Source organism: Streptomyces sp. NPDC006193, from assembly GCF_040613915.1.
GTDB lineage: Bacteria > Actinomycetota > Actinomycetes > Streptomycetales > Streptomycetaceae > Streptomyces.
Window position 1 is genome coordinate 1 of sequence record NZ_JBEXTB010000040.1, and the last position, 14,695, is coordinate 14,695.

Sequence of the window (14,695 nt, forward strand, 5' to 3'; positions counted from 1 at the left end):
CGGCACCGTGAGCAGGGCAAGTCCGCCTTCATCGTGGAGGCCGACGCCGCCGGCAGTCACCCCACGGTCGACAGCCTGGAGGTCAAGGAAGAGAACCGCCGCCATCGTCGTCAGCTCCTTGAAGGAGCCGGTGCCCGCCACCACCGTCGTGGAGCCGGCGGGGGCGTCCTTCAGCACCAGCGCGTCGTACCGGCCGCCGGTGCAGCGGAGCCAGGTGCGGCCGCCGATCTCCTCGGCCCGCTTCGTCACCGACCCGCCCTGGCTGGCCTCGTCGATGAAGTCGCCGCGCTCCTTCGTGGACTGCTCGAGCTGCACGTACTGGCCGTCGGGGGTGTGGAAGCCGATGTGCCAGCGGTCGGACTCCTCGCCCCGGAAGCGTACGGAGGTCGCCTTCCAGGTACTCGGCAGGCCCTCGGGCGCAGCGACCGGGTAGCTCGCCGCCCGCCGGGCCGTGAGCAGCTCGACCCGGTAGTCGACCCGCTTGACCTCGGGAGCGTGATCGTCGTGCGGGATGGTGAAGAAGTAGACGACCGCCGCCGCGATACCGATCAGGGCCAGGGAAAGGATCATGTCCCGGGCCGTCTTCTGCTTGCCGTTCGAACCTGCCACGCCTTCTATCGTCGCAGGTGCCCCAAGCGCTCATCCGTGGGGCCCCCTGCTCATTCTGTCGACCTGACGATAGAGTCGGGGACCAAGACCCTCATCCGGCCGTCGTCGTATCAGAAAGGTGCGCTCCGATGACCGAGCAACACCACCTGCCGTCCGAGCTGGACGTCCCCTCCGAGGCCCCCGACCGCAACCTCGCCCTGGAACTCGTCCGGGTGACCGAGGCCGCCGCGATGGCCGCGGGCCGCTGGGTCGGGCGCGGCGACAAGAACGGCGCCGACGGCGCCGCGGTGCGCGCCATGCGGACCCTCGTCTCCACCGTGTCGATGAACGGCGTGGTCGTCATCGGCGAGGGCGAGAAGGACGAGGCGCCGATGCTCTTCAACGGGGAGCAGGTGGGCGACGGCACCGGCCCCGAGGTCGACATCGCCGTCGACCCCATCGACGGCACCACGCTGACGGCCAAGGGCATGCCGAACGCCATCGCCGTCCTCGCCGCCGCCGAACGCGGCGCCATGTTCGACCCGTCCGCCGTGTTCTACATGGACAAGCTGGTCACCGGCCCCGAAGCGGCGGACTTCGTCGACATCGACGCGCCCGTGGAGGTGAACATCCGCCGCATCGCCAAGGCCAAGCGGTCCACGCCGGAGGACGTCACCGTCGTCATCCTGGACCGGCCGCGGCACGAGGGTCTGATCCGGCAGGTCCGGGAGGCCGGCGCGCGGATCAAGCTGATCTCCGACGGCGACGTCGCCGGCTCGGTGTACGCGCTGCGCGAGGGGACCGGCGTCGACCTGCTGCTGGGCGTCGGCGGCACCCCCGAGGGCATCATCTCGGCCTGCGCCGTGAAGTGCCTGGGCGGGACCATCCAGGGCAAGCTCTGGCCCAAGGACGACGAGGAGCGGCAGCGGGCGATCGACGCCGGGCACGACCTGGACCGCGTGCTCACCACCGACGACCTGGTCTCCGGGGAGAACGTGTTCTTCGTCGCCACCGGCATCACCGACGGCGAGCTGCTACGCGGCGTGCGCTACCGCTCCGAGACCGCGCTGACCGAGTCCATCGTGATGCGGTCGAAGTCGGGCACCGTCCGCAGGATCTACTCCGAGCACCGCCTGAGCAAGCTCCGGGCCTACAGCGCGATCGACTTCGACCGAGCCAAGTGACACCCGCCCGGGACCCGCACGGCCGGCAACGGGGCGACGCCGGACCCGCCCGCACCGCGCACCGCCGCCCCGCCGCGGTGCGGCGGCGGCCGCCGGAGCGCCCCACGCCGGCGCGGACATCCCCGGCCCCGTCGCGCCGGCCGGGGCCGGGTATCACACCCCCGCAGCACGCGAAGCATGACCGGAACGCCGCCCCCAGGCCTCGCCGCGTGCAGCGGCCGGGGCGGCTCCGGGGTCCGCGCCCAGCAGCCCACGCGGCCACGGCACGGCCCATCGCCCCATCACCACGGTGGCGGGCCGGACCGGCCCGGTGAGTGGTCAAGCCGAAGGCCGCGGTCCTCGACGAGACCGACTCCCGCCTGGACGCCGACGCGCCGCGCACACGCAGCGCGGGCGGCCGCGGCCGCCCGCAGCCCGGCCCGAAAACTCCGCGCCAGCGCCTGCGCCGCACACCACCGCAGCGCGCGAAGCTTGACCGGCACGCCGCCCCGCAACCGCGTCCGGCTCCAGGGTCCGCGCACAGCAGCCCGCGCGGCCACGGCACCGCCCATCGCACCACCACGCACGCAGCGCAGACGGCCACGGCAGCCCGCAACCCGGCGCACACCTCCCCGCCAACGGCTGCGCCGCACACATGCGCCCGGCACCCCCGCACCGCGCGAAGCATGACCGGCACGCCGCTCCACAGCCCCGCACCGCGCGAAGCATGACCGGCACGCCGCCCCGCAGCCGCGTCAGCGTGCAGCGGTCCGGAGCGGCTCCAGGGTCCGCGCACAGCAGCCCCACGCGGCCACGGCACGGCCCATCGCCCCACCACCACGCACGCAGCGCAGGCGGTCACGGGAGCCCGCAACCCTCCCCAAAACTTGGCGCCAGCGCCTGCGCCCACACCACCGCACCGCGCGAAGCATGACCGGCACGCCGCCCCGCAGTCGCGTCCGCGTGCAGCGGCCGGGAGGCCGCGGGTGCCCGCGCCGGCCGTGCCCCCGAACAGAGCCTGAACAAGACCCGCGCGGCACGCGCCGTCCGGCCCTCGCAACGCCAGCCCCGCGCGCGGCCGACGCGCGGCCGACGCGCGGCATGGGGCCCGCCGTCCGCCCGCGCGCAGCCGCGCGGGCGCGGGCAGGCGGCTTCGCGGGGCCCGCGGGCGTACGGCGCCCCCCGGCGGAGGGGGCGCCGGCCGGTGGCGGTCAGCCCGCTATGCGGTTGGCCGCCGTCGCCCGCGCGGCCTTCTTCAGTTCCATCTCGCGGCGCCGCCGCCGGGCCAGCACCACCCGGCGTTCGGCCGCCGTGAGGCCGCCCCAGACGCCGTAGGGCTCGGGCTGGAGGAGGGCGTGCTCGCGGCACTCGACCATGACCGGGCAGCGGGCGCAGACGCGCTTGGCCGCCTCCTCGCGGGAGAGCCGGGCGGCGGTCGGCTCCTTCGACGGGGCGAAGAACAGGCCGGCCTCGTCGCGCCGGCACACCGCCTCGGTGTGCCAGGGCGCCTCCTGGTCCCTGTCCCGCGCCGGCACCCGCTGGGCCGGTACGGCAGCGACCTGCAGGGACGAATGCGGCGGTTGCAGCACGGTCTACTCCTGACGACGGCATCGCGAGCGAGAGACGACGCAGCAAGCCCTACCCGCTGTGCGCGCGCCTATGCACAGCGTTCCCGTCCGTCGGCGCGCGTCGGCTCGTTCACGCCCCCCGCCCCGGCGCGGACCCCGCCCGCTCCCGCCGTCAGTGCCCGAGGTGCTTGCGCAGCTTCCGGTCGACCTTGTCGTGGACGCGCTCCAGGATGTCCGCCACGCTCTTGCCCCGCCGGGGCCGCGCCTCGACGTTGCCGAGCACGGCCCAGCCGTCCACGTAGACCACCGGGGCGTCGGAGTCGACCGAGTCCAGCGGGCTCACCTCGAAGTTGCCGAGCACACCGCCTCCGGTGCCGCGCAGCGAGATGTTCTCCGGGACGCGGATCCGCACGTCGCCGAAGACGGAGACCGCCTTGATCACCACCTGCTGGTACTCGAAGATCGCCTCGCTGAGGTCGATCTCGACGCTGCCGAAGACCGCGTACGCGTGCAGCCGGCGGCCCGCGCGCCAGCGGCCCCTGCGCAGGGCGCTGCTGAACACCGCCACCACACGGGCGTCCGCCTCCACCGGGACCGCGCCCGGGGCGGGGCGGGGCGGGACCGGGGTGTAGGCGGGAGCGGCGGGGCGCTGGTGGGCGGCCGGCAGGTCCCGGATGAAGACGTCCAGCTCACCCACCGTCTTGGCGTGGAGCACGCCCTCCACGCGCTCGGCGTGCTCCTCGGCGGTGAGCCGGCCCTCGGCGAGGGCCTCGCGGAGGATGTCGGCGATGCGGTCACGGTCGGCGTCCGAGGCACGCAGCTCGGCGATCTGCGGGGCTGCCGCCGCGGGCTGAGCCTGCTTCTGAAGGTCCACGACGGCAGCGTACCGAAACGCGATAGATCGCGACTAGGGGTGTGGACGGCTCCGGGCGGTTCGGGCCGGACTGAGCGGGACCTCACAGGATCGCCGCCGGCGGCAGGTTCTACGCTGGTTGCGCCCGCCGGCGTCGGCGGGCGCCGTCCGTCAGAGTGAGGAATGGGCTGAGATGCCGAGTAGTTCCCCCGCGTTCGCGTACACCGATCTGCTGCCCCAGGGCGAGGACACCACCCCGTACCGCCTGGTGACCGCCGAGGGCGTGTCCACGGTCGAGGGGCCCGACGGGCGGACGTTCCTCAAGGTGGAGCCGGAGGCGCTGCGCAAGCTGGCCGAGGAGGCCGTCCACGACATCCAGCACTACCTGCGCCCGGCCCACCTGGCGCAGCTGCGCCGCATCATCGACGACCCCGAGGCGTCCGCCAACGACAAGTTCGTCGCGCTGGACCTGCTGAAGAACGCGAACATCGCGGCGGCCGGGGTGCTCCCCATGTGCCAGGACACCGGCACCGCCATCGTCATGGGCAAGCGCGGCCAGAACGTCCTGACCGAGGGCGAGGACGAGAAGCACCTCTCGCACGGCATCTTCGACGCGTACACCAAGCTCAACCTGCGCTACTCGCAGATGGCTCCGCTCACCATGTGGGAGGAGAAGAACACCGGCACCAACCTGCCGGCCCAGATCGAGCTGTACGCGACCGACGGCGGCGCCTACAAGTTCCTGTTCATGGCCAAGGGCGGCGGCTCGGCCAACAAGTCCTTCCTCTACCAGGAGACGAAGGCCGTCCTGAACGAGTCCTCCATGATGAAGTTCCTGGAGGAGAAGATCCGCTCGCTCGGCACGGCCGCCTGCCCGCCGTACCACCTGGCGATCGTCGTCGGCGGCACGAGCGCCGAGTTCGCGCTGAAGACCGCGAAGTACGCCTCCGCGCACTACCTGGACGGCATGCCGACCGAGGGTTCGCCGCTCGGCCACGGCTTCCGGGACAAGGAACTGGAGGAGAAGGTCTTCGAGCTCACCCAGAAGATCGGCATCGGCGCGCAGTTCGGCGGCAAGTACTTCTGCCACGACGTGCGCGTGATCCGCCTGCCGCGGCACGGCGCCTCCTGCCCGGTCGCCATCGCCGTCTCCTGCTCGGCCGACCGCCAGGCGCTGGCGAAGATCACCCCCGAGGGCGTCTTCCTGGAGCAGCTGGAGACCGACCCGGCGCGCTTCCTGCCGGACACCACGGACGAGCAGCTCGACGAGGCCGGCGACGTCGTCAGGATCGACCTCAACCAGCCGATGGACGCGATCCTCGCCGAGCTGACCAAGTACCCGGTCAAGACCCGGCTGTCCCTGACCGGCCCGCTGGTCGTGGCCCGCGACATCGCGCACGCCAAGATCAAGGAGCGGCTGGACGCGGGCGAGGAGATGCCGCAGTACCTGAAGGACCACCCGGTGTACTACGCCGGGCCGGCGAAGACCCCCGAGGGCTACGCCTCCGGTTCCTTCGGCCCCACCACGGCCGGGCGCATGGACTCCTACGTGGAGCAGTTCCAGGCCGCGGGCGGCTCGAAGGTGATGCTCGCCAAGGGCAACCGCAGCAAGCAGGTCACCGACGCGTGCGCCGCGCACGGCGGCTTCTACCTCGGCTCCATCGGCGGCCCGGCCGCCCGACTCGCCCAGGACTGCATCAAGAAGGTGGAGGTCCTGGAGTACGAGGAGCTGGGCATGGAGGCCGTCTGGAAGATCGAGGTCGAGGACTTCCCGGCGTTCATCGTGGTCGACGACAAGGGCAACGACTTCTTCCAGGATCCCGCTCCCCAGCCGACCTTCACGTCGATCCCGGTGCGCGGGCCCGGCCTCGGCTGACCCGGCCTCGGCTGTCCCGGCCTCGGCTGACCCCGTCCCGGCACGGCGTCCAGGGCCCCCGGCGCCGCGCCGGGGGCTTCGCCGCGGCCCCCGGCGTCCGGCTTCCGGCGGATGCCGCCCGTGGGGACGGAGGGCGGGCGCAGGGGGAATAGGGGTGAGGTGACCGAGCGCTCCTGCTTCCCGGAGGTACGACGATGACGAGCGAAGAGCCGCAGTACCGGATCGAGCACGACTCGATGGGGGAGGTCCGGGTCCCGGCCCACGCCAAGTGGCGGGCGCAGACGCAGCGCGCCGTGGAGAACTTCCCGGTCTCCGGGCAGCGCCTCGAGCGGGCGCACATCGAGGCGCTGGCCCGGATCAAGGCGGCGGCGGCGAAGGTGAACGCCGAGCTGGGCGTGCTCGACGCGGAGGTCGCGGAGGCGATCCGGGAGGCGGCCGGCGAGGTCGCCGAGGGCAGGTGGGACGAGCACTTCCCGGTGGACGTGTTCCAGACGGGCTCGGGGACCTCGTCCAACATGAACGCCAACGAGGTCATCGCGACCCTGGCGAGCGAGCGGCTGGGCCGGGACGTGCATCCCAACGACCACGTCAACGCCTCGCAGTCGTCCAACGACGTCTTCCCGTCCTCCCTGCACATCGCGGCGACGGCCGCGGTCACCCATGACCTGATCCCCGCGCTGGAGCACCTCGCCGCCTCCCTGGAGCGCAAGTCGGCCGAGTTCGCGGACGTGGTGAAGTCCGGGCGGACGCATCTGATGGACGCGACGCCGGTGACGCTCGGGCAGGAGTTCGGCGGGTACGCGGCGCAGGTGCGGTACGGCGTCGAGCGGCTGCGCGCCTCGCTGCCCCGGCTGGCCGAGCTGCCGCTGGGCGGCACGGCGGTCGGCACCGGCATCAACACCCCGCCCGGGTTCTCCGCCGCGGTCATCGCGGAGGTCGCGCGGGTCACCGGGCTGCCGCTGACCGAGGCGCGGGACCACTTCGAGGCGCAGGGCGCCCGTGACGGGGTCGTGGAGACCAGCGGACAGCTCAGGACCATCGCGGTCGGTCTGACGAAGATCGCCAATGATCTGCGCTGGATGGCGTCGGGGCCGCGCACCGGTCTCGCCGAGATCCGGCTGCCCGACCTGCAGCCGGGTTCCTCGATCATGCCGGGGAAGGTCAACCCGGTGGTACCGGAGGCGGTGCTGATGGTGGCCGCGCAGGTCATCGGCAACGACGCCACCATCGCCACGGCCGGCGCCGCGGGGAACTTCGAGCTGAACGTGATGCTGCCGGTCATCGCCAAGAACGTCCTGGAGTCGGTACGGCTGCTCGCCAATGTCTCGCGGCTGCTGGCCGACCGGACCGTCGACGGCATCACCGCGGACCGGGAACGCGCCCGCGAGTACGCCGAGTCGTCGCCGTCCGTGGTGACCCCGCTGAACAAGTACCTCGGCTACGAGGAGGCCGCGAAGGTCGCCAAGAGGTCCCTGGCGGAGCGGAAGACGATCCGCGAGGTCGTCCTGGAGGGCGGGTACGTGGAGCGCGGCGACCTCACCCAGGAGCAGCTCGACGAGGCACTGGACGTCCTGCGGATGACGCGGCCGTGAACGGGGCGTGTCTTTCCGGCCGGCGCGGTGGGACCGTGACGCGCACCGCAGCGTCCGGTGGGCGGTGCACCTAATATCTGTCCATGGCGGACGACGGAGCGGTGGGACGAGCGGCGGCGGGACCTGCGGCGTACTGGGCGCCGGGCACGCAGGTCCTGTGGCGTTACCGGGAGAACGCGGGCGACAGTGTGCACATCGCCCGCCCGGTCACCGTCGTGCGCGACGACGCGGAGCTGCTCGCCGTGTGGCTGGCCCCCGGCACCGAGTGCGTGAAGCCGGTCCTGGCCGACGGCACGCCCGTGCACCTGGAGCCGCTGGAGTCCCGTTACACCAAGCCGCGCTCGGTCCAGCGGGACCGCTGGTTCGGCACGGGCGTGCTGAAGCTCGCCCAGCCCGGCCGGCCCTGGTCGGTGTGGCTGTTCTGGGAACCGGGCTGGCGGTTCAAGAACTGGTACGTCAACCTGGAGTCGCCGCTGGCCCGCTGGGCGGGCGGGGTGGACTCCGTGGACCATTTCCTGGACATCTCCGTGCACCCGGACCGCAGCTGGCACTGGCGGGACGAGGACGAGTTCGCGCAGGCCCAGCGGGACGGGCTGATGGACGCGGAGACGGCCGGGCGGGTGCGGGCGGCCGGCCGGGACGCGGTGGAGGTGATCCGCGCCTGGGGGCCGCCGTTCTCGGACGGCTGGCAGCACTGGCGCCCCGACCCGTCCTGGGCGGTGCCTTCACTCCCCGAGGACTGGGACCGTACGCCCGCGCACGTGTCCTCATGAGACCCTTGATGCGCCCCCGGGCAAGAAACGTAGGATCGTCCTCCGCAAGGGCGCGAAAGTGCAACTCCCGGAGCATGCGCCGGGCATGACCGATCGTCACCGAGGGGCGGCAGGACGTGAGCGAGAGGCACGGCACCACCACGAGGACCTGTGGCACCGCCGCCGGCCGCGCGGTTCCGGCCGTCGGCGCGGGCTCGGCCGCCGACCGCGCGGGAATCCCGTTCCCGGGGCACGTATTGCGGGTATCGGGATTGCGGCGGGACCGACTTCCCCTGGCCCCGGACGGATGGATGCGACACGCGTGACGGAGCAGCCCACCTCCTTCGAACGCCCCCAGCCGGGCGTCGACCCCGCGGAGGCCCGCGGGGCGCTCGTGCATGCCCCGAAGCCGCCGGGCGCCCCGGCCTTACCGGTGCAGGCGCGGGCGGACGGGACGCCCGCCGGCACGGCCACGCCCTGTGGCAGGGGAAAGGACGGCGAGGGGAAGGAGCCCCCAGTCAACGGCCCTGAGCATGCCCAGCCCGCCGCCGCCGAGCCCGGCGCCCACCGCCCGCGTCCCGCGCCGGAGTCCATCCCGGCGCAGCCCGATGCCGGGCAGGAGCGGGTCACGGGCGGCCAGGAGCGCCGTACCGGGCGGGGACTGCCGCCGGGGCGGCCGATGCCCATGCGGCGTGACGGGGACCGGCTGCGGTTCGTCGGCGCGGCCACCCGGAGGATCGCCCGCGGTCTCGACCTGGACGAGATCGTGATGGGCCTGTGCCGGGCCACCGTGCCGACGTTCTCGGACGCGATCCTGGTGTATCTGCGCGACCCGCTGCCGGTCGGCGACGAGCGGCCCGTGGGCCCGGTGGTGCTGCGGCTGCGCCGTACCGACCGGATACCGCAGGAGCGGGGGCCCGACGGGGCGCTGCTGCCGTCCGTGTTCGATCCGGAGCCGGAGCCGACCGCGCTGGCGGAGCTGTCGTCGCTGACCACGGAGCTGTGCGAGGTGCGGCCCGGCGGGGCGCTGAACGAGGTGCTGCGCGGGGTGCGGCCGGTGTTCGCGGACGCGCCCGCGGCCCGGGCGGCGCTGCCGGAGCTGCTCGGCGAGGGCGGCGAGGCGGTCGTGCCGGGCGGGCAGCACGCGATCCTGGCGCCGTTGCGGGGCCGGCGCCGGGTGATCGGCGCGGCCCTGTTCCTGCGCCGCCCGGACCGGCCGGCGTTCGAGGCGGACGATCTGCTGGTGGCCGCGCAGCTGGCCACGCACAGCGCGCTCGGCATCGACAAGGCGGTGCTGTACGGCCGTGAGGCGTACATCGCCGACGAGCTGCAGCGCACCATGCTGCCCGAGACGCTGCCACGGCCGACCGGTGTCCGGCTGGCCTCGCGGTACCTGCCGGCGGCGGAGACCGCGCGGGTGGGCGGCGACTGGTACGACGCGATCCCGCTGCCCGGCAGCCGGGTCGCGCTGGTCGTCGGGGACGTCATGGGTCATTCGATGACGTCGGCTGCGATCATGGGCCAGCTCCGGACGACGGCCCAGACCCTGGCCGGGCTGGACCTGCCGCCGCAGGAGGTCCTGCACCACCTGGACGAGCAGGCGCAGCGGCTGGGCACGGACCGCATGGCGACCTGTCTGTACGCGGTCTACGACCCGGTCACGCACCGCATCACGATCGCCAACGCCGGTCATCCGCCGCCCGTGCTGCTGCACCTGGGCGGTCGGGCCGAGGTGCTGCGGGTGCCGCCGGGCGCGCCGATCGGCGTGGGCGGGGTGGACTTCGAGGCGGTCGAGCTGGACGCGCCGGCGGGCGGGACGCTGCTGCTGTACACCGACGGTCTGGTGGAGTCGCGGCTGCGGGACGTGTGGACCGGCATCGAGCAGCTGCGGGAGAAGCTGGCCGCGACCGCCCAGCTGACCGGCCCGGACCATCCGCCGCCGCTGGAAGCGCTGTGCGACGAGGTGCTGGACATGCTCGGCCCGGGCGACCGGGACGACGACATCGCGCTGCTGGCGGCGCGTTTCGACGGGATCGCCCCGAGCGACGTCGCGTACTGGACGCTGGAGCCGGAGGACTCCGCTCCCGGCCAGGCCCGCCGGCTGGCCCGGCGCGCGCTCTCCCGCTGGGACCTGGAGGAGCTGACGGACTCGGTGGAGCTGCTGGTCAGCGAGGTGGTCACGAACGCCGTGCGGTACGCGTCCCGGCCGGTGACCCTGCGGCTGCTGCGTACGGACGTGCTGCGCTGCGAGGTGGGCGACGACGTGCCGCAGCTGCCGCGTCTGCGGCAGGCCCGGGCCACGGACGAGGGCGGGCGGGGCCTGTACCTGGTCAACAGGCTGGCCCGGCGCTGGGGCGCGACCCGGCTGAGCACCGGCAAGGTGGTGTGGTTCGAGCTGAACCGGGGCTGAGCCCGGCCTGAGTCCCGACTGTGGCACACAAGCGGGGGCGCCCGGAGCATCCGGGCGCCCCCGCGTGTGTGCCGTTACCGGCCGAGGCCGAGGCCGGGCTTGGGGTCGAGCGGTTCGTCCGTGCCGCCGGGGGTGGTCGGCGGTGCGGTGGTCGGGGTCTGGGACGGGGTCTGCGAGGGCGTCCGGGACGGTGTCCGCGACGGGGTGCCGGACGGTGTCCGCGACGGCGACGGCGAGGTCGGCGGCGCGCTGCTCGGCGTCCGCGACGGGGTCCGCGACGGGGTGGGGGTGCGGGTCGGCGTCTCGGTCGGCGCGACGGCCGCGCCCTGCCGGGTCTGCAGGTGGAACGCCGCCCTGTCCGTCACGCCGAAGGTGTAGGCGGCCCAGATCTGCGCCGGGTAGCCGCCGCCGTTGATGCGGCCGGGGGGCGGGATCAGGCCGGTGGCGCCGGTCAGGGACACATGGGCCTTGGTCTTCGGGTCCTCGCCGAACAGTCCGACGGAGGTGACCAGGTCGGGGGTGTAGCCGGTGAACCAGGCCGACTTGTCCTCGTCGGAGGTGCCGGTCTTGCCGGCGACCTGCTGGCCGTCGCGCAGCGGGTTGTCCGCCACGGACCGCCGGGCGGTGCCGTCGTCGACCACGCCGGTGAGGACGGAGGTGACCGTGTCGGCGGTGGTGCGGCTGATGACCGGTCCGCCGACCGGGCTGGGCATCGTGGTGCTGCGGCCCTTCTGCTCCGCCGACTTGACGATCGTCGGGGTCACCTTGTGGCCGTGGTTGGCGAAGGTGGCGTAGATCCCGGCCATCTCCAGGGGGCTGGCGCCCATGGAGCCGAGGGTCTGGGCGGGCACCGCCTGCATGCCCTTGGTGTCCATGCCGAGCTTGCCGGCCGTGCTCATGACCTTGTCCATGCCCACGTCGACGCCCATCTGCGCGAAGACGGAGTTGACGGACTTGTTCATGGCCTGCTGGACGGTGATGTCGTCGTAGCTGACGTCGTCCTCGTTCGGCGGGGCGAAGCCGACCTCGGCGCCGTGGTCCAGCACCGGGCGGCGGCTGGTGCCGTCGTAGAGGGTGTCGGCGGTGATCGGCTTGCCGTCCTGCGTGGTGGCGTCCTCCTCCAGGGCGGCGGCGAGGATGACGGGCTTGAACGTCGAGGCGGGCTGGTAGTCCCGGCGGGTGGCGTTGTCGAAGTAGTGCGCGTAGTAGTCCCGGCCGCCGTACAGCGCGACGATCCGGCCGGTCGCGGGGTCGACGGAGACGGCGCCGGCCTGGACGGCGCCGTCGACCTTGCGTTTCCTGGGATCGAGTCTGGCGGTCAACTGGGTCTTGACGGCCTTCTCCAGCGTGGCCTGCTTCTTCCGGTCGATGTTGAGGGTGATGGTCCAGCCCTTCTCGACGACCGCGTTCTCCGCCTGGGACCGGGTCAGGCCCTGCTGTTCCATGAGCTGCTGTTCGAGCTGCTGGTTGGCGAGTTCGACCAGGTAGCCCTTCTGCCCGCCGAGGCCCGGGGCGCCCCTGGGTTCCTTGATCTGGGGGAAGTGCATGGCCTCGCGCCGGGACTTGGACAGCCAGCCCTCCTCGACCATGTTGTCCAGGACGTAGTTCCAGCGCTGGGTGACCAGCCGCTTGCCGGTGGGGGTCGCGACCGCCCAGTCGTACTGGCTCGGCGCCTGGAGGAGCGCGGCGAGGTAGGCGCCCTGCTCGACCTTGAGGTCCTCGGCGTCGACGTGGAAGTAGGCCTGGGCGGCGGCCTGGATGCCGTAGGCGTTGCGGCCGTAGTAGCTGGTGTTGATGTAGCCGGCGAGGATGTCGTCCTTGGACTTCTCGCGGTCCACCTTCAGCGCGATGACCAGTTCCTTCAGCTTGCGCGTGACGGTCTGGTCCTGGTTGAGGTAGTAGTTCTTGACGTACTGCTGGGTGATCGTGGAACCGCCCTGCTTGCCCCGCCCGGCCACGGTGTTGATCAGGCCGCGGGCGGTGCCCCGGAAGTCGACGCCGACGTCGTGGTAGAAGCTCTTGTTCTCGGCGGCGACGAAGGTCAGCTGGACCTTGCGGGGCACCTTGGCCAGGTCGACGATCTCCCGGTTGACCTCGCCGCTGCGGGCCAGGATCGTTCCGTCACTGTACTTGTAGACGTTGCTCTGCCGCTGGGCGGCGGCGTTGCCCGGGGGTATGTCGACGTACAGGTAGAGGCCGATGAAGGCCGCGATGGCCAGCAGGCACGTCCCGAAGAAGGTCCCGAGGACCCTCTTCCAGGTGAACATCCGGCGTATGAGGCCTCCGGCCGGTCTGCCGGCGGCCGTGGCGGTGCGCCCGGCGCCGGCCGCGGCCGTGGTCGCGGCGGCGGGGGTGGAGCGGCGGCGCCGGGGCGCCGCGCGGTGGCCACCGCGCTGCCGCGCTCGTCTCTCTTCCGCTCGTCCCATGAGTCTGTGAACTCGCTTCCGTCGTGGGGTCAGCTCCGAAAGCTAACACCCCTCTATATGACAAAGGACGTCCGATCCGCTCTTTTACGGACGTGAGAATCAGCACCCGCCCCAAGGGAACCGACGGCAGACGCTGGCCCAGGGTTGCCTGGCGAGCTAAAGTGCTATCACTTAGCTAGAACAGAGCTAGAACACACCGAGGCTCGGCCCGCACCGGGCCGAGCGACACGAGAACCGGGGGTCCCCCATGTCCACGCCCGAGCCGGCCGCCACCGCCGACGTCCCCGAGATGCCCGCCCCGCGGGTGCGGGAGTTCCCCGCCCACAGCATCGGCGGCGGGCTCGCCCTGCTGCTGGGGCTGGTCGGGCTCGGCGCCGCGGCCGCCCTGTTCGCCGCCTCGGGGGCGGCCTCCTCCCCCGGCGCCGAGGGCGGGCTCATAGTCGCCGGGATCGCCGTCCTCCTGGCGTCCCTGATCGCTATGCGCGGCCTGAACACGGTCGCGCCGGGCGAGGCCCGCGTCGTCCAGCTCTTCGGCCGCTACCGCGGCACGATCCGGCAGGACGGCCTGCGCTGGGTGAACCCCTTCACCTCGCGGACCCGGATCTCCACCCGGGTGCGCAACCACGAGACCGCCGTGCTGAAGGTCAACGACGCCTACGGCAACCCGATCGAGCTGGCGGCGGTCGTGGTGTGGAAGGTGCGGGACACCGCGCAGGCCACCTTCGAGGTGGACGACTTCACCGAGTTCGTCGCCACGCAGACCGAGACGGCCGTGCGGCACATCGCCATCGAGTACCCGTACGACGCCCATGACGAGGACGGCCTCTCCCTGCGCGGCAACGCCGAGGAGATCACCGAGAAGCTGGCCGTCGAACTGCAGGCGCGGGTGGAGGCGGCCGGCGTGCAGATCATCGAGTCGCGCTTCACCCACCTCGCGTACGCTCCCGAGATCGCCTCGGCGATGCTCCAGCGGCAGCAGGCCGGCGCGGTCGTCGCGGCCCGGCGGCAGATCGTCGACGGCGCCGTGGGGATGGTCGAGGCGGCGCTGGCCAGGATCGCGGAGGCGGACATGGTGGAGCTGGACGAGGAACGGAAGGCGGCGATGGTGTCGAACCTGATGGTGGTCCTGTGCGGTGACCGGGCCCCGCAGCCGGTCCTCAACACCGGGACGCTCTACCAGTGACGGATCCCTCGGGAACCCCGAAGCGCCGGCCGCAGCAGCGCAAGCAGGTGCTGCTGCGGCTGGACCCGTCGGTGTACGAGGCGTTGGCGCGGTGGGCCGGGGACGAGCTGCGCTCGGCCAACGCGCAGATCGAGTTCCTGCTGCGCAAGGCGCTCGCGGAGGCGGGCCGGCTGCCGAAGGACACGGGCCCGCTGCCCCGGCGCGGCCGGCCGCCCGTGTCGGAACCGTGACAACCGTCTCCCACCTGCACCGCCGCACCCCCGGGCGGCCCCGGCCCGCGCCGC

Annotated in this window: 10 protein-coding genes and 2 pseudogenes; 8 read left to right on the forward strand and 4 right to left on the reverse strand. The window is 72.9% G+C overall.

The window, feature by feature from the left end; genetic code table 11:
- Positions 1 to 93 (forward strand): annotated as a pseudogene (locus tag ABZ261_RS26910) (GntR family transcriptional regulator); the annotation flags it as partial.
- Between the two features lie 6 nt (positions 94 to 99).
- Here the strand turns inward: ABZ261_RS26910 and ABZ261_RS26915 are convergent.
- Positions 100 to 609 (reverse strand): annotated as a pseudogene (locus ABZ261_RS26915) (DUF4245 domain-containing protein); the annotation flags it as partial.
- A 128-nt stretch (positions 610 to 737) separates the two neighbouring features.
- On the opposite strand from ABZ261_RS26915, the gene glpX reads away from it, so the two are divergent.
- The gene (gene glpX / locus ABZ261_RS26920; RefSeq protein WP_356863498.1) at positions 738 to 1,772 is read left to right on the forward strand and encodes a class II fructose-bisphosphatase; all 1,035 of its coding nucleotides are present in this window, start codon (positions 738 to 740) and stop codon (positions 1,770 to 1,772) included.
- Between the two features lie 1,190 nt (positions 1,773 to 2,962).
- Here the strand turns inward: glpX and ABZ261_RS26925 are convergent.
- Both ABZ261_RS26925 and ABZ261_RS26930 read right to left on the reverse strand, forming a co-directional pair.
- Positions 2,963 to 3,340, reverse strand: a complete 378-nt coding sequence (locus ABZ261_RS26925; protein ID WP_356863500.1) for a WhiB family transcriptional regulator — start codon at positions 3,338 to 3,340, stop codon at positions 2,963 to 2,965.
- 151 nt (positions 3,341 to 3,491) lie between these two features.
- Complete coding sequence (locus ABZ261_RS26930; RefSeq protein ID WP_356863502.1) at positions 3,492 to 4,193, reverse strand: DUF1707 domain-containing protein; 702 nt, start codon at positions 4,191 to 4,193, stop codon at positions 3,492 to 3,494.
- A gap of 172 nt (positions 4,194 to 4,365) precedes the next feature.
- On the opposite strand from ABZ261_RS26930, the gene ABZ261_RS26935 reads away from it, so the two are divergent.
- The 4 genes from ABZ261_RS26935 (at position 4,366) to ABZ261_RS26950 (ending at position 10,802) form a co-directional block, all read left to right on the forward strand.
- Complete coding sequence (locus ABZ261_RS26935) at positions 4,366 to 6,048, forward strand: fumarate hydratase (protein WP_356863503.1); 1,683 nt, start codon at positions 4,366 to 4,368, stop codon at positions 6,046 to 6,048.
- A 194-nt stretch (positions 6,049 to 6,242) separates the two neighbouring features.
- Complete coding sequence (locus ABZ261_RS26940; protein WP_356863505.1) at positions 6,243 to 7,640, forward strand: class II fumarate hydratase; 1,398 nt, start codon at positions 6,243 to 6,245, stop codon at positions 7,638 to 7,640.
- 83 nt (positions 7,641 to 7,723) lie between these two features.
- Positions 7,724 to 8,413 carry a DUF402 domain-containing protein gene (locus ABZ261_RS26945; protein WP_356863507.1) on the forward strand — a complete coding sequence of 230 codons (690 nt, stop codon included), beginning with the start codon at positions 7,724 to 7,726 and terminating at the stop codon, positions 8,411 to 8,413.
- A gap of 301 nt (positions 8,414 to 8,714) precedes the next feature.
- Positions 8,715 to 10,802 carry a SpoIIE family protein phosphatase gene (locus ABZ261_RS26950; RefSeq protein WP_356863509.1) on the forward strand — a complete coding sequence of 696 codons (2,088 nt, stop codon included), beginning with the start codon at positions 8,715 to 8,717 and terminating at the stop codon, positions 10,800 to 10,802.
- Between the two features lie 74 nt (positions 10,803 to 10,876).
- Here the strand turns inward: ABZ261_RS26950 and ABZ261_RS26955 are convergent, their stop codons facing one another.
- Positions 10,877 to 13,228, reverse strand: a complete 2,352-nt coding sequence (locus tag ABZ261_RS26955) for a transglycosylase domain-containing protein (RefSeq protein WP_356863511.1) — start codon at positions 13,226 to 13,228, stop codon at positions 10,877 to 10,879.
- Positions 13,229 to 13,475: 247 nt separating this feature from the next.
- Between ABZ261_RS26955 and ABZ261_RS26960 the strand changes: the two genes are divergently transcribed.
- Complete coding sequence (locus ABZ261_RS26960; protein ID WP_356863513.1) at positions 13,476 to 14,411, forward strand: SPFH domain-containing protein; 936 nt, start codon at positions 13,476 to 13,478, stop codon at positions 14,409 to 14,411.
- Positions 14,408 to 14,641, forward strand: coding sequence for a hypothetical protein (locus ABZ261_RS26965; RefSeq protein WP_356863515.1), 234 nt, complete (start codon positions 14,408 to 14,410; stop codon positions 14,639 to 14,641). Before ABZ261_RS26960 ends, ABZ261_RS26965 begins: the two co-directional genes overlap by 4 nt.
- The last annotated feature ends 54 nt before the right edge of the window (positions 14,642 to 14,695 follow it).